Origin of the sequence: Paraburkholderia dilworthii (assembly GCF_000472525.1) — a bacterium.
In the GTDB taxonomy this organism is placed as follows: Bacteria; Pseudomonadota; Gammaproteobacteria; order Burkholderiales; family Burkholderiaceae; genus Paraburkholderia; species Paraburkholderia dilworthii.
Genome location: NZ_AWZT01000015.1, coordinates 112,989 through 133,348 on the forward strand (window position 1 = coordinate 112,989; position 20,360 = coordinate 133,348).

General features: G+C 63.5%; 16 protein-coding genes. 12 read left to right on the forward strand and 4 right to left on the reverse strand.

Features of this window, described 5'->3' with window-relative positions; all coding sequences use genetic code 11:
- Positions 1 to 26: 26 nt before the first annotated feature.
- Entirely contained in the window at positions 27 to 779 is a 753-nt protein-coding gene (locus tag F759_RS0115605; protein WP_027800674.1) for an SDR family NAD(P)-dependent oxidoreductase, read from the forward strand.
- 494 nt (positions 780 to 1,273) lie between these two features.
- Complete coding sequence (locus tag F759_RS0115610; protein ID WP_027800675.1) at positions 1,274 to 1,456, forward strand: hypothetical protein; 183 nt, start codon at positions 1,274 to 1,276, stop codon at positions 1,454 to 1,456.
- A gap of 60 nt (positions 1,457 to 1,516) precedes the next feature.
- Here F759_RS0115610 and F759_RS0115615 read toward each other — a convergent pair whose 3' ends face one another.
- Positions 1,517 to 2,764: an ATP-binding protein gene (locus tag F759_RS0115615; RefSeq protein ID WP_027800676.1), complete on the reverse strand. Its 1,248-nt coding sequence runs from the start codon at positions 2,762 to 2,764 to the stop codon at positions 1,517 to 1,519.
- On the reverse strand, positions 2,748 to 3,488 hold the full coding sequence (locus F759_RS0115620; protein WP_027800677.1) for a response regulator: 741 nt from the start codon (positions 3,486 to 3,488) through the stop codon (positions 2,748 to 2,750). Before F759_RS0115620 ends, F759_RS0115615 begins: the two co-directional genes overlap by 17 nt.
- Positions 3,489 to 3,822: 334 nt before the next feature.
- Here F759_RS0115620 and F759_RS0115625 point away from each other — a divergent pair, with 334 nt between their 5' ends.
- The 4 genes from F759_RS0115625 (at position 3,823) to F759_RS45155 (ending at position 10,453) form a co-directional block, all read left to right on the forward strand.
- Positions 3,823 to 5,052 carry an efflux RND transporter periplasmic adaptor subunit gene (locus F759_RS0115625; RefSeq protein WP_027800678.1) on the forward strand — a complete coding sequence of 410 codons (1,230 nt, stop codon included), beginning with the start codon at positions 3,823 to 3,825 and terminating at the stop codon, positions 5,050 to 5,052.
- Between the two features lie 10 nt (positions 5,053 to 5,062).
- Positions 5,063 to 8,278, forward strand: coding sequence for an efflux RND transporter permease subunit (locus F759_RS0115630; protein ID WP_027800679.1), 3,216 nt, complete (start codon positions 5,063 to 5,065; stop codon positions 8,276 to 8,278).
- Positions 8,275 to 9,792 (forward strand): efflux transporter outer membrane subunit, encoded by a 1,518-nt coding sequence (locus F759_RS0115635; protein ID WP_027800680.1) that lies wholly within the window; start codon positions 8,275 to 8,277, stop codon positions 9,790 to 9,792. The genes F759_RS0115630 and F759_RS0115635 overlap by 4 nt, the downstream gene beginning before the upstream one ends.
- A 397-nt stretch (positions 9,793 to 10,189) precedes the next feature.
- Positions 10,190 to 10,453, forward strand: coding sequence for a hypothetical protein (locus F759_RS45155; protein ID WP_407668534.1), 264 nt, complete (start codon positions 10,190 to 10,192; stop codon positions 10,451 to 10,453).
- On the opposite strand, the gene F759_RS0115655 is transcribed toward F759_RS45155, so the two are convergent.
- A complete protein-coding gene (locus tag F759_RS0115655; RefSeq protein WP_027800683.1) occupies positions 10,402 to 11,310 on the reverse strand; it encodes a LysR family transcriptional regulator in 909 nt (302 codons plus the stop codon). The genes F759_RS45155 and F759_RS0115655 overlap by 52 nt on opposite strands.
- A 98-nt stretch (positions 11,311 to 11,408) precedes the next feature.
- On the opposite strand from F759_RS0115655, the gene F759_RS0115660 reads away from it, so the two are divergent.
- The 5 genes from F759_RS0115660 (at position 11,409) to F759_RS0115690 (ending at position 19,259) form a co-directional block, all read left to right on the forward strand.
- Positions 11,409 to 14,780 (forward strand): molybdopterin-dependent oxidoreductase, encoded by a 3,372-nt coding sequence (locus tag F759_RS0115660; protein ID WP_027800684.1) that lies wholly within the window; start codon positions 11,409 to 11,411, stop codon positions 14,778 to 14,780.
- 7 nt (positions 14,781 to 14,787) lie between these two features.
- On the forward strand, positions 14,788 to 15,723 hold the full coding sequence (gene lhpI / locus F759_RS0115665; protein ID WP_027800685.1) for a bifunctional Delta(1)-pyrroline-2-carboxylate/Delta(1)-piperideine-2-carboxylate reductase: 936 nt from the start codon (positions 14,788 to 14,790) through the stop codon (positions 15,721 to 15,723).
- A 41-nt stretch (positions 15,724 to 15,764) separates the two neighbouring features.
- The gene (locus tag F759_RS0115670; RefSeq protein WP_027800686.1) at positions 15,765 to 17,210 is read left to right on the forward strand and encodes a short-chain fatty acid transporter; all 1,446 of its coding nucleotides are present in this window, start codon (positions 15,765 to 15,767) and stop codon (positions 17,208 to 17,210) included.
- Between the two features lie 922 nt (positions 17,211 to 18,132).
- Entirely contained in the window at positions 18,133 to 18,603 is a 471-nt protein-coding gene (locus F759_RS0115685; RefSeq protein ID WP_027800687.1) for a ribonuclease, read from the forward strand.
- Positions 18,604 to 18,863: 260 nt separating this feature from the next.
- Positions 18,864 to 19,259, forward strand: a complete 396-nt coding sequence (locus tag F759_RS0115690) for a hypothetical protein (protein WP_152530646.1) — start codon at positions 18,864 to 18,866, stop codon at positions 19,257 to 19,259.
- A gap of 90 nt (positions 19,260 to 19,349) precedes the next feature.
- Here the strand turns inward: F759_RS0115690 and F759_RS0115695 are convergent, their stop codons facing one another.
- Positions 19,350 to 19,994, reverse strand: coding sequence for a hypothetical protein (locus F759_RS0115695; RefSeq protein WP_027800689.1), 645 nt, complete (start codon positions 19,992 to 19,994; stop codon positions 19,350 to 19,352).
- A gap of 40 nt (positions 19,995 to 20,034) precedes the next feature.
- Between F759_RS0115695 and F759_RS42155 the strand changes: the two genes are divergently transcribed.
- On the forward strand, positions 20,035 to 20,271 hold the full coding sequence (locus F759_RS42155; protein WP_152530647.1) for a hypothetical protein: 237 nt from the start codon (positions 20,035 to 20,037) through the stop codon (positions 20,269 to 20,271).
- The last annotated feature ends 89 nt before the right edge of the window (positions 20,272 to 20,360 follow it).

The window sequence follows — 20,360 nt, forward strand, 5'->3', positions numbered from 1 at the left end:
TCACCGACGACAGGAGTTCTTACCGAATGAGCATTTCAATTAGTTCCAACCGCCGTGTGGCCGTCGTCACCGGCGCGGCTGGCGGACTCGGCGAGGCCTTCGCGCTGCGCCTCGCAACGGGCGGGCATGAACTCGTGCTGACCGATCGTGCACCGTGCCACGAGCTGGCTTCGCGGATCGAGTCCGCTGGCGGCCGCGCGACGACGTTAGCGTGCGACCTCGCCAATCCATCGAGCGTCGAGCGATTCGCAGCGCACGTGCTCGAACAGGTCGGGCGGGTCGACGTACTGGTCAACAATGCGGCTTTCATGCCGATGGCGCCGCTAGCATCGATCACGGCGGCGTTGTGGCGGCAGATCATGACCGTCAACGCGGACGCGCCGTTTCTACTCGCGCAGGCGTTCTCCGTCGGCATGATCGAGCGGCGCTGGGGACGCATCGTCAATCTCGCGTCCAGCACCGTGTGGGGTCCGCCTCCTGGCATGTCCGCCTACGCGAGCAGCAAGATGGCGGTGATCGGATTGACGCGCGCACTCGCGGCCGAACTCGGCGCGCATGGCATCACGGTCAATGCGATATCGCCCGGGCTGACGCGCCATGCGGGCAGCGCGGCCAATCTTCCCGGCGAAGCATTCGATGCGGTGCGCGCGCGCCAGTTTATTCCGCGCACGGAAGTGCCCGACGATCTGACCGGCGCACTGGCGTTCCTGGCGTCGGACGATGCGCGGTTTATCACGGGACAAGTGCTGAACGTCGACGGTGGGGGGTTCGGCTTCTGAGACTGATTTTGAGCTAGCTCGTGGCGCTGCATCGCCTCGCAAATGCCGAAGACCGTGCGCAAGCTGCGACGCTAGCCACAGCCGCCCTATCTCGCTCCTGGAGATGGGAACGGCAGCGGTCGTTTGGGAAAGCACCTGTATTGAAGCACCGTTTTGTGTGCGCGACGCAAAAGTGAGCCACCCCAGGAGATGCGTCACGATCAGGCGCGGCACGCCCGCGCGCTGCGAATCTCCTTACATCCGCTTCCATATTCAAACAAAGCGTGAACGCGCGAGTTCGGCTCATGCGGCGTTGAAAGTGCCATGTGCAGCGCATGTACAGCGCGTTAAGACGCTGATGCACTTTCGCGAAGTAGCGCTTTTCCCGCACTGGTTGTAACGGCTCGGTAAAACATGATTTTTCGTGGATTGATAACTTACGCGCAACACGCAGCGTTGCTGGGCGGCATCGAACGGCGGCACTGCGTGACCGTAAATCCATCGAAGGAGCAGGTATGAAAAAGCTGTTGGCAATTGCGGCGCTGGCCGCCTTGAGCGCAACCCTGAGCGGCTGCTGGTGGGGACCGCCTCCGGGTTGGGGTGGCGGCGGTGGTCACGGCGATGGTGGTCCGGGCGGCGGTCATGGTGATGGTCCGCATGGCGCGATCGTCCTTCCTGGCCACGTCGCGCAAGGCTGATTCGAGCCGGCGCACAGCGCGATGCAAAGGGCGGGCAAGTCTGCTGTCCTTTGTATTGCGTCAGGCCGGAAATCTCATCGACACCACAAACCCGCCATCGACCGCATTGTCCGCGTGAAAAACGCCACCGTTGTATCGCACGAGCCGTCGCACGATTGCGAGGCCGAGGCCGCAATGCGCGTCGCCTCCGCGCGCTTCGTCCAGTCGCACGAACGGTTGCAATGCGCGCTCCAGTTGGCTGCCCGGAATGCCGCCGCCGTGATCGCGAACGCTCAGCGTGTAATGTCCATTGTGCCGCGACGTCGCAATCTCGACCGGCGGCTCGCCATACGTCAGCGCATTCTCGATCAGGTTCGTCAGGATGCGGTCGAGGTCGACGAGCGGCAAGCCGAAGCCGCCGCCCGCCTGCAAGTCGAGACGGATTAACTCGTCGTCGGCGAGACTGTCGCCGTAATGGCGGCGGCAATGCGCATCGACGCTCGTGCACGGTGAGCTGTCCGCGCTTTCTCGCGCGAAATCCAGAAACTGCGTGACGATGCGCGACAACGACTCCGCGTCGCGCAAAAAGCCGCTGCGACTGGCTTCGTCGGGCAGCAGGTCCGCGCGCACCTGCATTCGCGTGATGGGCGCGCGCAAGTCATGCGCGACGCCCGCAAGCATCACCGCACGCTCCTGTTCGGCCTGCGCGAGCTCATGCACCATCTGGTTGAAATTGTCGATGAGTTCCTTCGTTTCGCGCGGACCGCTCGCCGGCACGACCGGCGCCCGATGACCAAGGCGAAACTCGCGCGCCGCAATCGCGAGGCGATGCAGCGGCCGTTGCAGATACCATGCGCCGATCAGCGCGAGAATCACGGCGAACACGAGCATCATGGCTGACGCGCCGAGAAAGCGGCGCGCGGGCAGCATCGAGTTCTCAAGCTTGAGCCAGCCCGGATTGCCCGCATAGCGCACCCAGACGTTGCCGTTTCCGGCGTCGGCAACCACCTCGCTGCCCGGCGGCAGCCTGGCGCGCAAAGCGTCCTGGAAGGGGCCGGACGTGTCCCGGCAGGGCGCAGGGCAGCCATACGGAATCGCGTCGCTCGCATTAATGAGCGTGACCCCGAGCGCCGCCGACACTTGCGAGGCGGCAGCCGTGCCCTCGCGATGTGCCTGCACCGCAAGCAGCAGCGCGCGTTGCGCATGTCCGGTATCAATCTGGCCGCGTTCACGATCCACGAGCAGCAGGGAGGTGAGGTGGACGATCACAATGAGGCCGACTGTCATCAACGCAAGCTGGCCGAACAGCGTGTTAAACGGATTTTTCATCGTCGCTGCTGCCGGGCACGAACATATAACCGATACCACGTACCGTCTGGATTCGTCTCGGGTTGGCGGGGTCGTCCTCAAGCAGACGCCGCAGGCGCCACACCGGCACGTCGATGCCGCGCTCGGTCACCTCCGAATGCGGTCCATGCAACAGGTCGACGAGTCTGGAGCGGGACAGCGTTTCCATTGGATGTTGCGCGAGCACTTCGAGCAGCGCGTATTCGCTGCCGGTCAGCTTGAGCGGCTCGTCGCCGCGAAACAGCGTGCGGCTCGCGAAGTCGAGACGAAAGCTGCCGAAGCGTAGCGCTTCGCGCTTCTCCAGTGGCGCCGCGACCGACGCGGCCGGTTGCGCGTGCCGCCGCAACACTGCGTGAATGCGCGCGAGCAATTCCTGCGGCATGAAGGGCTTGCCGAGATAATCGTCGGCGCCGAGTTCGAGGCCGATCACGCGGTCCACGCCGTCGGCGCGCGCCGTCAGCATGATGACCGGAATCGTGTCGCCGCTCGCGCGCAATTGCCGCAGCGCGCCGAGTCCGTCGACGCCCGGCATCATCAGATCGAGCACGATAATCGACGGCCGTTCGCGTTCCAGCCGGCGCGCCAGATGACTGGCGTCGTGCAACACGGAGATTTCAATGCCGCGTTGCTGAAAAAAGGTTCGCAGCAGGTCGCGCAGATCGGCGTCGTCGTCGACCAGCAGCACCTGGATGGGCGTGTCTGACATGGCTGAGCCCTGATGGATGGAAACATTGGCGACGGCGCAGCGCTCGATCGCCGTAGCGAAATATAGCGAATCGCGCGGCACCGGCGCTTTCCGCTTCTTGTGCGAGCTTACCGTTTATTACGGCGCCACCCTCGGCCCATCGCCGACGCGCAATGCGTTAGCGAATTCTGCGAGTTGGGTTACGGCTCGTAATGCTCGCCTAAGCCGCCGTAAGACGCTTCTCACTATGCTGGGCCCTCCCTTGCCGCTGGCGCGGCGTTGCGTGGCTCCAACGTGAACCGACGACGCATGCCAGACGGTCCTTTGTCGAATCGAGTCGAAGGATGCCCCGAGCATGCCAAGCTTTTCCAACGCGTTTTCAGCGCCGACGCGCGCGCCCCGCTTCGCGATTCTTGTCGCGGCTGTCGCCGCCGCCACGCTGATGCTGGCGGCTTGCGGCGACAACGCGCCTCACGGCCCGCCACAGACGACGCCCGAAGTCGGCGTCGAAACCATCAAGCCGCATACCGTCGTATCGAACACTGAACTGTCGGGCCGGCTGTCGGCCATCCGTGTCGCGGAAGTGAGGCCGCAAGTCGAAGGCATCGTTAGAAAGCGGCTCTTTACCGAGGGATCGCAGGTCGCAGCCGGCGCCGTGCTGTATCAGATCGACGCGTCGAGCTATCAGGCCACTTACGATCAGGCGGTCGGCACGTTGGCGAAAACCGTCGCGACCGCGAACGCCGCGCAGACCAAGGCCACGCGCTACGCGGAATTGTCGAAGATCCAGGGCGTGAGCCGTCAGGATTACGACGATGCGCTCGCCGCGCTCGAGGAGGCGAAGGCCGACGTGGTCGCCGATCGCGCCGCATTGAAGACCGCCGCGATCAACCTTGGCTATACGAAGGTCGTCGCGCCTATCGCGGGGCGCATTGGTAAGTCAAGCGTGACCGAAGGCGCGCTCGTGACCGCCGAACAGACCACCGCGCTCGCCACGGTGCAAGCAACGAGCGAGATGTATCTCGACGTCACGCGTTCTTCCGCCGACTGGCTGCGCTTGCAGAAAGAGTTCGCGAGCGGCCAGTTGCAACATGCGGGCGCCGACGGCGCCGTGGTTCATCTGTTGATGGAAGACGGCACAGCCTATGCACAGCCGGGCAAGCTGCTGTTCTCCGACATCACCGTCGACGCCACCACCGGCTCCGTCACGCTGCGCTGCGTGTTTCCGAATCCGGATGGCGTGCTGCTGCCCGGCATGTTCGTGCGGGCGCGGCTCGAAGAAGGCGTGAACCACCAGGCGATCACCGTGCCGCAACTCGCGGTGTCGCGTGCGTCGGATGGCACCGCGAGCGTGGTCACGGTCGGCGCCGACAACAAGGTCGTGCAAACGCCGGTTACCGCGGATACCGCATCGGGCTCCGACTGGATCATCACGAGCGGTCTGAAGGCCGGCGACCGCGTGATCGTCACGGGTTCGCAGCAGGCGCGCACCGGCGCGCTCGTCAAGCCGGTGGAGACGCCCGCGACGTCAGCCGCGCCCGCCACCGCCGACAACGCGGGCGATGCGTCCGCCGCCCACAGCTAAAGAGACTCTCATGGCAGGCTTCTTTATCAACCGACCGATCCTCGCGTGGGTCATCGCCATCGTCATCATGATGATTGGCGGCGCTTCCATCACGACGCTTCCGGTCGAACAGTATCCGAGCGTCGCACCGGCTTCCGTGCAGATCACGGCAACGTATCCGGGCGCGTCCGCCGAAACGGTCGCAACCACCGTCACGCAGGTGATCGAGCAGAAACTGAGCGGCATCGACCATCTGCTGTATATGTCGTCGACGAGCAGTTCCGTCGGGCAGGCTCGCATCACGTTGACGTTCCAGCAAGGCACCAACGCCGACATCGCGCAGGTGCAGGTGCAGAACAAGGTCCAGCAGGCGACGTCGTCGCTGCCTGAAACGGTTCAGGAGCAAGGCGTCCAGGTCGCGAAGGCGGCCAACTCGTTTCTGATGATCGTGTCTCTCTCGTCGACCGACGGCAGCATGAACTCCATCGACCTCGGCAACGTGATCGCGACGCAGATCGAAGACCCGCTCACGCAGATCGACGGCGTGGGCGACGTCACGCTGTTCGGCGCGCAGCACGCCATGCGTATCTGGCTCGATCCAGTCAAGCTGCAGGCGGTCGGCCTCACGACCAGCGAGGTCACCACCGCGATCACGAACCAGAACGTCCAGCTTTCCGTTGGTCAGATCGGCGGCTCGCCCTCGACGAAAACGCAGGCATTGAACGCGACGATCTCCGCGTCGAGCCTGTTGACCACGCCCGCGCAATTCGGCGCAATCCTGCTGCGCGTGAACAGCGATGGCTCGAAGGTGATGCTGAAGGACGTTGCGCGCGTCGAAGTGGGCGCCGACGACTACAGCACCGACTCGCGCCTGAACGGCAAGCCGGCTGCATCGCTCGCGGTCAAACTCGCGAGCGGCGCCAACGCGATGAGCGTGGCCAAGGCCGTGCGCGCGAAGCTCAACGAATTGAGTCCGCAACTGCCGCGCAATGTCGTCGTGGACTATCCGTACGACACCACGCCGTTCGTGCGCATCTCGATCGAAGAAGTGGTGAAGACGCTGATCGAAGCGGTGCTGCTCGTCTTCGTCGTGATGTATGTGTTCTTGCAGAACCTGCGCGCCACGCTGATTCCGACCATCGTGGTGCCCGTCGCGTTGCTCGGCACGTTCGCGGTGATGTCGGCAGTGGGCTTCTCGATCAACGTGCTGTCCATGTTCGGCATGGTGCTGGCAATCGGCCTGCTGGTGGACGACGCGATCGTGGTGGTGGAAAACGTCGAGCGTCTGATCGCGGAAGAAGGTCTTTCACCGGTCGAGGCCACTCGCCGCGCAATGCAGCAGATTACCGGCGCGCTGATCGGCATCACGACCGTGCTGATTGCCGTGTTCATTCCGATGGCGTTCTTCTCGGGGACGACCGGCGCGATTTACCGGCAGTTCTCGATCACGATCGTCGCGGCGATGCTGCTCTCGGTTTTCCTCGCATTGACGCTCACACCGGCGCTATGCGCGACGCTGCTCAGGCGCGCGGATGTCGGGCATCACGCGAAGCGCGGTGTGCTCGGCTGGTTCAACCGCGTGCTTGCGCGCGGCACCGACCGGTATGACTCGGCGGTTGCGCGCGTGATCGGCAAGCCGATCCGCTACATGGTGATTTACGTGTTGATTGCGGGTGTGGTCGCGCTGCTGTTCATGAAGCTGCCGTCGTCGTATCTGCCTGACGAAGACCAGGGGACGCTTATCACGTCCATCTCCGCACCGGTCGGCACGCCCGCCTCGCAGACGCTCGAAGTGGTGAAAAAAGTCGAGGCTTACTATCGCAGCCAGCCGGAAGTGGATCAACTCATCACGCTGACGGGCTTCAGTTTCAACGGCTCGGGACAGAACAACGCGCTCGCCTTCGTCAAGCTCAAGGACTGGAGCGCGCGGCGCGGCAGCAGCGGGTCCGCGGCCGCAGTGATCCAGCGCGCGAACATGCATTTCGCCGGCTCGCGTGAAGCGCAGATTTTCGCGGTCAATCCGCCCGCGATTCAGGAACTCGGCACGCAAAGCGGGCTCGACTTCGAACTGGAAGATCGCGCCGGCCAGGGCCACGACAAGCTGATGGCCGCACGCCAGCAATTGATGGCGCTCGCGGCTAAAGACAGCGCGTTGTCCGGCATGCGGCCGGGCGGCCTCGAAGATACGCCGCAGTTCCATGTCGACATCGACCGGGAAAAGGCGAGCGCGCTCGGGCTCTCCATTGCCGATGTGAACGACACGCTGCAAACGGCGTTTGGTTCGTCCTACGTGAACAACTACGTCGACACGGGACGTATCCAGAAGGTCTACGTGCAGGCCGATGCGCCGTACCGGATGATGCCGTCCGACATTGGACGGTGGTATGTAAAGTCGAGCACAGCGAGCACCGGTTCGACCAGCGGCACATCCGGCAGCACGTCCGGCAGCAGTTCGACGAGCACCGCCAGCACCAGCACGACGAGCGGATACGACGGCCAGATGGTGCCCTTCTCCGCGTTCGCGACCGGCAAGTGGACTTTCGGGCCGCCGCAGATCGAGCGCTTTAACCGCACGCTCGCGATGGAAATGACCGCACAATCCGGCGCCAACGCCAGCACCGGCCAGGCGATGGCGGCCGTCGACGCGCTTGTCAAGAAACTGCCGGCAGGCTATGGCATCGACTGGACCGGGCAATCTTACCAGGAGCGCATGGCCGGTTCGCAGGCGATCTATCTGTACGCGATCTCGCTGATCGTCGTGTTCCTCTGTCTCGCGGGTCTGTACGAAAGCTGGTCCATTCCGATCGCGGTGATTCTCGTGGTGCCGCTCGGCGTGCTCGGCGCCGTGCTCGGCGCGCATATCCGCGGCTTGTCAGACGATATCTATTTCAAGGTCGGTTTGCTCGCGACCATCGGGCTTTCGACGAAGAACGCAATTCTGATCGTCGAGTTCGCGAAGGACCTGCAAGTGCAAGGCCGCAGCCTGATCGACGCCACCATCGAAGCCGCGCGTCTGCGTCTGCGTCCGATCCTGATGACCTCGCTCGCATTCGTGTTCGGCGTGTTGCCGCTCGTGATCAGCACAGGGGCGGGGTCGGCGAGCCGCCATGCGATCGGCACTGGCGTAATGGGCGGCATGATCGCCGCCACGGCGCTCGCAATTTTTTTCGTACCGGTGTTCTTTGTCGTCGTGCGCCGCCTGTTCGGCGAACACGGCGACGCCAGGCAACAGGAAGGTGTCGAATGATGAGACTCAAACTGAGTGTATGCGCGGTCGCATTTGCGTTCGCGCTGCTGACGGGCTGCACGCTCGATCCGCACTATGAGCGGCCCGCCGCGCCGATTCCGGCAGCGTATCCCCAAGGCGACGCGTATGAGAGCACGAGCGCGGCTAGGGCCGTGACGGATGCAAGCGCAAGCACTGCAACCACAAGCACTGCAACCGCCAGGAACCCAGGCGCGGCAACCGCAAGCCCGACCGGCGCAAGCACCGCTACCGCAAGCCCGCTCGCCACCGGCACCGACACCGGCACCGCATGGCGGGGCTTCTTTCGCGACGAGCGCCTGCAAAAGCTGATCGACATCGCGCTCGCCAACAATCGCGACTTGCGCGTCGCGGCGCTGAACGTGGCCGAATACGAGGCGCAATACCGGATCACGCGCGCTGCACTTGCGCCGTCCACCTCGGCAATCGGCAGCATGACCCGCGAGCGCACGCAGGGCGCGATAGCGAGTTCGAGCGATGTCAGCATCGGCACGACGTCATGGGAAATCGACTTCTTTGGACGCTTGCGCAGCCTCAAACGCCAGGCACTGGAAAACTATCTCGCCACGGATGCGTCGCGCCAAAGCACGCAAATCAGTTTGATCGCAACGGTGGCGACCGATTATCTGACCCTGCTCTCCGACGAACGGCTATTGCAGTTGACCGAAGACACGGTGAAGGCGGATCAGTCCACCTACGACGTGACGAAGCGCGTGCAGGAGCTTGGCAATGCTTCGCTCCTTGACGTGCGACAGGCGCAGAACTCGCTCGCTAGCGCGAAGGCGAGTCTTGCATCATATCGGCGCGCGGTCGCGCAAGATCGCAACAATCTCGCCGCTGTGCTCGGTGCGCCGATTCCGGACGATCTGCCGCCCGCGCGCGCATTCGACGACGAGTCGATGTTCGCGGACATCGGTGCGGGTGTGCCTTCGCTGCTGCTCGCCCGTCGTCCGGACATCGTGCAGGCGGAGCATGCATTGAAGGCGGCGAACGCGAACATCGGTGCGGCGCGCGCGGCATTTTTTCCAAAAATTGAACTGACGGCGACGGCCGGCACGTCGAGTTCGACGCTCTCGAATCTGTTCAAGGCGGGCACCGGTGCGTGGGCGTTCGCGCCGAGCGTCTCCGTGCCGATCTTCGATTACGGCAGCAACAAGGCATCGCTCGATGTGGCGAAGATCGAGAAGCAGATCGAAGTCGCTGATTACGAGAGCGCCATCCAGACAGCGTTCAAAGAGGTATCGAACGCGCTCACGGCGCGCGCCACTTATGTGGATCAGGTGCAGGCGGATCGCGAATATGTGACGTCTGCGCAGAGCTACTACACGCTTGCGGAGGAGCGCTACAAGGCGGGTACAGACAGCTTCCTCACGTTCCTCGATGCACAGCGCACGCTCTACACGGCGCAACAGCAACTCGCGACAGATATCCTTTCCCGACAGTCCAATCTGGTGACGTTGTATAAGGTGCTGGGCGGTGGCTGGGAGAGCAGGTGAAAACGCTTACGTTATGGCGTATGACTTGTGTAGCGTCGATCGCCTCGGCAGCTGAAAGTGCTCGCACTGTTCGAGCAGATCAAGTACGAGCCGGGCATGTAGCTCGCGATGGACTTCCGCCCCCGTGATATCCAGTGGCTCTCCAATTACGCCGCCTTGCATTCGCGCACGCGCTTCAAGGATTTTCCGCAGCCGCAGCGCCGTCGTCATCTGTTGCGCCTGTAGCTGCGCCGCAGCTCGCCGCGTTCGATCATTGCAGGCTTCGGCAAAACGGCGTCGTGCAGCAACGTTATGGAGTGCGCGATCAGGAAAGCGGCGATACGCACGGCAACTTCAGGATCGGCATGGCGGCGAAGAGTCGAAAGTGGAGGCATTACGTGAGCGAGCCCACGTGCTCGTGATCGGCACCATCAACACAGACCTCGTCGCGCGCATGAGGCGTCTGCCGCGGGCGGGCGAAACGGTCTTGTCGGACAGCCTGGAAACCGTGGCTCGCGGCACAGGCGCAAATCAGGCGATTGCGGCAGCATGCATGGGCGCGCGGGTGTCCATGATTGGCCGCACTGCCCGATATCACGTTGGTGCGCGAACCGAACGCATGGCCCGACCTCACTCGCGCCGCTCGCGCAAGGTTGCGAGCAGGAAATCGCGCAGCGAATGACCGTTGTGTGGGAAGCCCCTGCTTCTCGACCAGATAACACCGACGTCCATTGTGGGCACCGCGTCCACCACGGGCCGCCGCACGATGCGCCCGCCTTCGAGCGACCACGGCCGGTATACGAGGTCCGACAGGATCGTCACGCCGATGCCGAGCGCCACCATGCTGCGAATGCCTTCAATCGACTTGCTCTGGAATATCACCGAAGGCTTCAGCCCCCGTCGTTCCCAATAGCGCTGCGCGGTCTGCACGTGCTCGTCCATATCGAGCAGCAGGAAGTCCTGCCGCGAGACATCTTCGAGCGTGACGCTGTCAGCGCCCGCGAGCGGATGCTCCGGTGCGACCCATAGATGACGCGCTGAACGCAGCAGCGTTTCGCCTTCGATGTCGTCGCGCAGCGCCGCATTGGAGACCAGTACGATGCCGAGGTCGAGCACGCCGTCGGCGATCGCCTGCTCCACATCGACCCGTTCGCGTTCGCTCAGGATCAGCTCAAGATCCGGAAAGCGCCGCTTCAGCGCGAGCCGCAGCGAAGGCATGAGATACGCCGAGATCGTATCCGTCACGCCGATACGCAACGTGCCCGACAAGGGGTCCGGCCGCTCGCGCATATCCTCGGCTGCTTGCCGCGCCGCGCCGTTGATCTGCTGCGCGTGGCGCAAAAACCGCTCGCCCGCGTCGCTCAGGCGCAGGCCTTTCGAGTGCCGGTTGAAGAGCGACGTGCCGAGCGCGTCCTCCAGGCCCTTCAGCGCGATGGTCATGGAAGATTGGGAGATGTTGCAGCGTAAAGCCGCCTTGGAGATCTGTCCGGTTTCTGCCACCGCAATGAAGTAGCGCACCTGCCGCAGCGTAAAGTCCATTGATTTCACCAATATCGCGAGTTCTGAATTTTGAATTACCAATAATAATTTGGCCATCCTACGATCGGCCTTGAGCTTCATAACAGCCGTCGAAACAGATGAAATCGATAGAAATGCAGGGCTATTGCACGCTGTGCCGCTCGCGGTGCGGCACGCTCAATACGGTGCGCGACAGGCAATTGATCAGCGTGCGGCCGGACGCGTCGCACCCCACCGGCTCCGCGATGTGCATGAAAGGGCGCGCCGCGCCCGAGCTGGTACACAGCCCGCACCGCCTGCGTCATCCGATGCGGCGGACCAATCCCAAAAACGCCGCCGATCCCGGCTGGCAGCGCATCTCGTGGGACGAAGCGCTCACCGAGGTCGCCAGCCGGCTCGCTGCGATCCGCGACGAAAGCGGCGCGGAAGCCGTCGCCTTCGCGGTGACCACGCCGAGCGGCACGCCGCTGTCGGACAGCATCGACTGGATCGAGCGCTTCGTGCGCTATTTCGGTAGCCCGAACATCTGCTACGCAACCGAGATCTGCAACTGGCACAAGGACTTTGCGCATGCGTTCACGTTCGGCTGCGGTATGCCGACACCGGACGTCGAACATGCCGATCTGATCATGCTTTGGGGCCATAATCCGGCCGCCGCATGGCTCGCGCAGGCCAATGCGGTGGGCCGGGGGCGCGCCAACGGCGCGCGTCTGCTGGTGATCGATCCGCGTCCTACCGCGCTGGCGCAGCAGGCGGACTGCTGGCTGCGCGTGCGCCCCGGCACCGACGCCGCGCTCGCGCTCGGCCTGATTCATCTTCTGATCCGCGATGGCCGGTTCGACGAGAACTTCGTGCGCTGCTGGACCAACGGCCCGCTGCTCGTGCGCGAGGACAACGGCCGGTTTCTGCGCGAGCGCGATCTCGCCAGCGACGCCGCGCAGAACCGCGTGCTCAGTTGGAATGCACAGCGCGGCGTGCCTGACGCGCTCGCCGAAGGCGCGTTGCGCGGCACCTACGACATTCAAACGGATCATGGCCCCGTGCGCTGCCATCCCGCGTTCGAACTGCTGGAGCGCGAAGCCGCACGCTACACGCCGGAATATGTGGCGGCGCTGACCAGCATTCCCGAATCGACACTGCTCGCGGCCGCGCAGTTGATCGGCGCGTCGGGGCGCATCGCCTATCACGCGTGGTCGGGCGTCGCGCAGCACACCAACGCCACGCAGACCGAGCGGGCTATCGCCGTGCTGTATGCGCTGACCGGCTGCTTCGACAAAACGGGCGGCAACCGGCTGTATCCGAAGCACCCGGTCAACGCGATCAGCGACCTCGCGCAACTCGCGCCCGAGCAGCGCCAGAAGGCGCTCGGTCTTGCGGCGCGCCCGCTGGGACCGGCGGCGCGCGGCTGGGTGAGCGCGCGCGGCACCTACACGGCGATTCTCGAAGGCGAGCCGTACAAGGTGCGCGCGCTCGTCGGCTTCGGCGCGAATCCGCTGTCGTCGCAAGCCGATACGGCGCTCGCGCGCCGCGCGCTCGAAGCGCTTGAGTTCCACGTGCATTGCGATCTGTTCGAAACGCCGACCGCGCGCTACGCCGACATCCTGCTGCCGGTTGGCACGCCGTGGGAGCGTGAAGGCCTGCGTGTCGGTTTCGAGTTGAACGCGGCGTCGCAGCAACGAGTGCAGCTGCGCCCGCGGCTCGTCGAAGCGCAGGGCGAAGCGCGTTCGGACAACGAGATCGTCTTCGACCTTGCGTGCCGGCTGGGCATGCACGAACAGTTTTTCGGCGGCAGCCTGGAAGCCGGCTGGAATCACATGCTCGCGCCGCTCGGCGTGAGCGTCGCGCAATTGCGGGACCAGCCGGGCGGCATCGACCTGCCATTGCCAACCCGCGAAAAGCTGTACGAGACCGCCGGTTTCGCGACTGAAACGGGCCGCGTCGAACTGTATTCGGAGTTGCTGCTCCGGCACGGCCAGCCGCCGCTGCCGCGCTTCGTCGCGCCTGCTGAACAAAGTATCGCGGGTACGCGGTTTCCGCTGGTGTTGTCGTCGGCCAAGAACGCGCATTTCTGCCATAGCCAGCATCGCAGCATGGTCTCGCTGCGCAAGCGTTCGATGCAGCCGCTGCTCGATATCGCCACTGCTGTCGGCCGCGAACGCGGCATCGAAGACGGCGACCCGGTGATCGTGACGACGCGCATCGGCTCGGCGCGCTTCGTCGCGCGGCTCGTCGACACGCTGCAACCCGAGACGGTCGTCGCCGAGTTCGGCTGGTGGCAAGCGTGTCCGGAAATCGGCGCGCCGGGCTTTCCGCTAGAAGGCCCGGGCAACAGCCACTACAACGGATTGATCTCGTCAGATCACGCCGATCCGACTAGCGGCTCCGTGCCGTTGCGCTCGTTTCGTTGCGACATCGCACGCGATCCCCTGTTCCAGATTGCGCGGCGCGCGTGGCCGGGCTGGCGGCCTTTCATCGTCAGCGAGACGAAGCGGCTCGCCGACGGCGTGCTCGGCATTCACTTGACACCCGCCGATGGAGGCGGCCTGCCGGACTTCATGCCGGGTCAGCACGTTTCGATTCAGGTGGAGACGGAACGCGGAGCCGAGCCGCTCGCGCGCGCGTATTCGCTGACCGGCGCGGCCCGCATCGAAGCGCGGCGCGACTACAGCATCGCGGTCAGACATCAACGCGGTCTCAACGCGGCCGGCGCGCAATGGGAAGGCGCATTGTCGTCACATCTGCATCGGCGCATCGTGCCCGGCGCGCGCGTGGCATTGCGTGCGCCCGCGGGCCGCTTCACGCTGCCGCTCGAATCGCGGCAACCGCTCGTGTTCATCGCGGGCGGAATCGGCATCACGCCGTTCATCTCGCAACTGGAATCCGTCGCGCGCAACGGCGCAAACGCGACGGATATCACGCTGCACTATGCCAACCGCAACGGCGCGACACGCGCGTTCGGCGAGCGCCTGCGAGCACTCGCAAAAACGCTGCCTGGGCTGAACCTGATCGACTACTTCAACGAACCGCGTGCCGGCGACGCCTGCTACCGAACGGAACCCATCACCGATGCGGTGGTGACCGATACGCAAATCAGGCGCCGCGCGCGCGTGTACATGTGCGGCCCGGTGCCGATGATGGACGCGGTGCGCGCCGGGCTCATCGCGCGTGGCATGCCGGCCTTCGATATTTTCCACGAGGAATTCCGCTCGCCCACGGCCGCGGTTCCCGCCGGCGACCGCACGCACGCGGTCGCGTTTCGCCGCAGCGGCCGCACCGAACGGTGGCATCCGTCGTCCGGCACGCTGCTGCAATTCGCCGAACGCCTCGGTATCGCGATGCCAAGCGGCTGCCGCGTCGGCCAGTGCGAAAGCTGCGCGGTGCGCGTGCTGAACGGCCGCGCAATGCATCTGCACGGCGCGGAACCGGACGATCCAACGGTGCTGCTCGGCTGCCAGGCCATCCCTCTTTCCGATCTCGAACTCGACGCATGACGCCGCCATGAAAATTCACGACGCGCCCACCACACGCCGGGCCCTGCCCTTCGATAAGCTGATTGCCGCGCTCGAAGCCATGTTCAGCAGCGGCTGCGAAGTGCCGCTGCGCCACACGCACCAGATAGACGTCGCGCAACAGGCGCCGGGCACCGTGCTGATCATGCCCGCGTGGCAGTCTGGCGGTTTTCTCGGCATCAAAACGGTCAACATCTTCGCCGGCAATGCGAGCCGCGGGCTGCCCGGATTGTTTTCGACGTACGTGCTGTACGACGCGAACACCGGCGAGCCGCTTGCGCAAATCGACGGCAACGAGATCACCTCGCGCCGCACCGCCGCCGCGTCCGCGCTCGCCGCCCGCCACCTGGCTCGCGAGGATGCGAGCCGTTTGCTGGTGATCGGCAGCGGCCGCGTTGCGCAGTTGCTGCTGCACGCATATCGCGCCGTACGGCCGATACGGCAAGTGACGGTATGGAGCCGGCGCGCGCAAACCGCCGAAGCGCTTGCGCAGCAATGGCGCGACGAAGGCTTTGACGCGCTCGCCACCACCGACTTGCCGGGCGCGACGGCAAACGCCGATATCGTCACGTGCGCGACGCTCGCCACCGAACCGGTGGTGCGAGGCGAATGGCTACGCGCGGGCACGCATCTGGATCTGATCGGAGGCTTTATGCCGAGCATGCGCGAAGCCGACGACGCATGCTTCGAAGGCAGCGATCTGTATATCGACACGAGCGAAGCACTGAAGAAATCGGGCGATCTGCTCGGGCCGCTGTCGCGCGGCGTGTTCACTGCCGACGACGTCAAAGGCACGCTCGAAGCCCTGTGCCGCGGCGAAGCACCGCGGCGTCGCGACGCGGCGCAACGCACCGTGTTCAAGTCGGTCGGCTCCGCAATCGAGGACCTCGCCGCCGCGATTCTCGTGCACCGGCAAGCAACCTGATCCCACCCACGTCACCCTTTCTTCACGCGAAGCGAGACCCCATGAAAAACACAACGACACTAGACCCCGCCATCCCGCCCTCCGAAAGCGGGTTCCTCGAAAGCATTGCTATCGGCGTCGCCCGCTGGTCGGAGCGCTGGTTCCCCGATGCATACGTGTTCGCCGCAATCGCCGTCGCAGCCGTCGCGCTCGGCGCGCTGGCAATCGGCGCGCCCGCCACGCGGGTCGCGCAGACGTTTGGCGACGGCTTCTGGAGCCTGATTCCGTTCACGATGCAAATGGCGATGATCGCGATCACCGGCTATGTGGTCGCCGTGTCGACGCCGGCCTCGAAGCTGATCGCGATGCTCGCGCGCGTGCCGCGCTCGGGCCGTGCGGCGATCACCTTCGTCGCGTTGATCAGCATCGGCTTGTCGATGTTCAACTGGGCGATCAGTCTCGTGTTCAGCGGTTTGCTCGTGCGTGCGCTCGCGCGCCGCGACGATCTGCGAATGGACTATCGCGCAGCGGGTGCGGCAGCCTACCTTGGCATGGGTGCGACGTGGGCTCTGGGCCTGAGCTCGGCCGCCGCGCAATTGCAGGCGAACCCGGCGAGCCTGCCCAAGGCAATCAGCGACATTACCGGCGTGCTGCCGTTCTCGCAAACTATCTTCTTGCCGCAGTCGCTAATCATGGCTGCGGCGCTCGCCGTCGTATCGCTCGCGATCGCATGGTGCTCGGCGCCGCGCGACGCGCGCGTGGTCACCGCCGCCGATCTGGAGGTGGACCTGTCCGAGGCGAGCATGCCGGCATCGCGCGCACAACGTCCAGGCGACTGGCTCGAACACAGCCCGCTGCTAACCATCGTACTCGTCGCGCTCGGCGCGGGCTGGCTCGTGCACGAGTTCACCACCAGGGATCCGCTGCTTGCGATCTCGAACCTGAATACCTACAACTTCCTGTTCCTGATGCTCGGCATGCTGCTGCACTGGCGCCCGTATCGCTTCCTGCAAGCGGTAAAGACCTCCGTGCCGTCGGTCGCCGGCGTGCTAATCCAGTTTCCGCTATACGGCGGCATCGCGTTCATGCTGACGAAGGCGGCGGCGCCCGGCGGCGAGGCGCTTTCACACGTGCTGGCCGCGTTCTTCGTGTCGGTGTCGTCGCATGTGTCGTTTCCCGCGGTGATGGGTGCCTATTCCGCGATCCTCGGCTTCTTCGTGCCGTCGGGCGGCGGCAAATGGATCATCGAGGCGCCGTATGTGATGCAGGCCGCCAACGACCTGCGCGTTCATCTCGGCTGGGCCGTGCAGGTGTACAACGCCGCGGAAGCGCTGCCCAATCTGATCAACCCGTTCTGGATGCTGCCGCTGCTCGGCGTGCTCGGTTTGCGTGCACGCGATATCGTCGGCTTCACGTTCACGCAGTTGATCGTGCATGTGCCGCTCGTGCTGATTCTGCTGACCGTCCTCGCGCGAACGCTGGAGTTCGTGCCGGCTTCGATGCACTGAGCACTGAGCACTGAGCACTGAGCACTGAACGCTAAACCGCGCGTAGGGCACGCGCTGCCTCTGCGCAGGCGGCTTTCAAGCTGGCGGTGGATGAGTTTCCGTCTCGGCGAAATAGAAAACCGCTCGCAGGCGATTCGCGAAGACGCTCTAATGCACGCCATTGCGCCTGACTTCGAGTTCGCCAGGGAACCGGATACTTAACGATTGACTCGGCGTGGCGTCAGGAACCTTGATGTTTCTCACGCTGGCTCCAACCGTCAATACAACGATTCGGATACATCCTGATGCTGTGCGAGCGGCAGTTATTGTCGTCTGCCAGTCGGTTTGTTCAGCTTACTACCGCAGAGAACTTCCTGGAGTTGTGTTTGTCCACGGCATATGCCGAGCAAGGCGACGCCGAGGACCGCGCGCTCATGGAGAGTAAGCATGTCGCCGATTACGCGAGCGCCCTGTAATTCGACACCAGAAGACAGTCAGGGAAGGACAATTCGTCGATGTGATCGCAACCCGATTGCATCCACGCATGGCTATGCAGTAAATGCAAGACACGCGCTTTTCGATGTGCCCGAGCATCTCGTCATTCAATGATGAGGCGTTCTCCCTTTGCGCACTCCGGAACTGCGCTTTCAGCGTTGCATCTTGTCGTTGATCAATTCGGAACTGCGACTTGTTCGTGACTGACAGAGTCCAGGTTCGCTCCAGACAGGCTTTGTAAGCGACGGGCGGATATTGAACCGACGATGGCGGATAGCACGCGACCCTCAGCCGCCACCGTGGCTTCAACGCCGAAAACGGTACATCCGCATGGTTGTCACGTACCGAGTGCCGACTTCCGGTCGAACGTTGATTCGCTCCCGCATTAGCGATACCTTTACATCTATCCTGGTCGTCAAGTCCTGGTCAACGCGGGGAGAATCGTTTCGTGAAAACAGCTAGGGCTTTCTCATGCATCGTCGCCTTGGGTGCGATCCTCGGCGGATGCGACAAGCACGGTTCGCAAAACGTCACTGAGGCATCGGGCGCATCCGCGAGCCAGTCGCCGGTTCAGTCAGCGCAGGGCGCGAGCGGTACACCCACCGCATCAGGCGCGCAAGTGGCGGGCGCGCTGGGTACCGTCACCAAGGCACAGTTGCCGGGGGAAGCAGCCGAGACACTGCGGCTGATCAACGCGGGCGGCCCGTTCCCTTTTGGGGACGACGGCGTATTGTTTCGTAACAGTGCCCTTTTGCTGCCGAAGCATCCGCGCGGTTACTACCACACATACACGGTCCGCACCCCAGGCTCGACGGATCGCGGGCAGCGCCGGATCGTCTGTGGTGGACCGCGCAGGCAGACCGGCGACTGCTATTACACCGACGATTACTACGCCAGTTTCAAGCGCATTGCAGGATAACGAGGGGCTCCGATCCGGGAATGACGTCCCCTCACCGATCGCTGTCACATACCGTTGGCAACGCGTCACAACAGTCGCAAAAGCCCTGCTTTGTTTCGGCCGTCCGCCCCGTTGGGCCGATGTCGCAACTGCAACTGTCTCGGCAATTGCAATTTCGCAGGCGTGTTTCGAAAAGTCAGCCATTCGTTAAAGTTTTCGAATAGCGCTGCCGTATACAAGCCGATACGCTCATTTCGCCGGTCAACGCATCGGCGAGCCGTTTGAACGCACCTAATCCAGAAAGGATGCTCGATCAAGTGAGAAGAAAAATAGCAAAATATATGACGCTCTTCGTCGCGGTGTTGATCGGCGAACACGGACTGAGCGGTTTCGCTGATATTGAAAATGGACAGTTGCTTTCTGGCTTGCTAACACTCTCGTTCACTGCAGTCGTGCTCTGGTTTCTCGTGCGGCGGTATCGCACCATTCGTCGGTATGAGAACGAGACCTACGAATGGTATGTTCGGCAACATCCTGTCTGGAACGGTAACAAGCCATCCTGTGCGAGCTGCGGCGCGAACTTCTTGCAGACACGTCGTTTGATGCGATACACATACACTCGCGAGCATTTCTGCGGTGCATGCGGAACAGGCCTTTATTATTCGGACGAGCGCTAAAGGTGTTCAGCCCTTGTCCGGGTTGCGGATACCGAGCGCGTGACGCCAACTGACTGCGGTTTGCCCGAGGACAGCGCCCCAAGGAGCAGCTCAGTCCTGGACATTTTCGTTGCAATCTTCCCAGTACTCCAGCGGATCCTCGTGCAGTGGATAGCGCAATCTGAGCCACGCTAACAGCCTCGCCCAATCTGGATGGCTGCTTGCAGTTCGAGCCGACCATGTCGACGATCTCTCGAGAATTTGACCGGTCGCGCGATCACGGACGAGCAAACTGCCTAGTCCGCTTGAGCTGTTCGCCTGTGGCTCAACAAGGTAGCGTGGGAGAATCCTGAGTTCGGCATCCGTGGCCCACCCGTATAAGGCGCGGACCACGCCGGACGGATCTCGCAGTTCTATGGGGCCGTTCTCAGGGCGAACGGCGGTCCATCCTTCTGGAAACTCCGCGACAACCTCGTTTTGACCCTCCCTTACCCACTTCACGCGCCAAGCCCGCGCCATCGCCTCGCGCATGCGAGAAAGCGACTCGTAGCCGGCCGGCAGCTCGATCGACATCGGAAGAGTAATGAGGTTGTCTTTCCACAGTGTGGCTTCGTCGTCGACGCGCGCGACCACGTCGCGTATCCCTGCTTCGAATGGGTTCTCCGGTCGGCTGGATACTCTCGCCTTTCCGGCGGGCAGACCCTCGAAAAGGCGCTCAGCATCATGGCGGGTGAGTTTTGTCTTTCCTTTCTTCATTGGTTCCTCTGCAGCAAAATCTCGCTAACGCTCTGCCCCGATGACTGACATCGAGTGCCACTTCCTCTCACGCTCGTTTGAAGGTGTTAAGCATTCTATTGTGCGCTATTCGCTTGCTCCCGGCTTGCACGGCGATACCACGGCTCGCGCTGCCGTGCGTTTCGCCGGTGTCGGATGGATCGATCCACGCCAAGGGCAGGACGATGCGCGAACGAGCAATGACCGACTTCCTGCAAACTCCCTTTTTATGACCGACAGCGATTATCGTATGGATTGAAACGGCAGAAATGCGCCAATGAGCTCTCGCACACGTTAAGAGGAAGCCGCGGAGTGGTCCGAGGCACTCGAATTCGGAGGCTAAGGCCA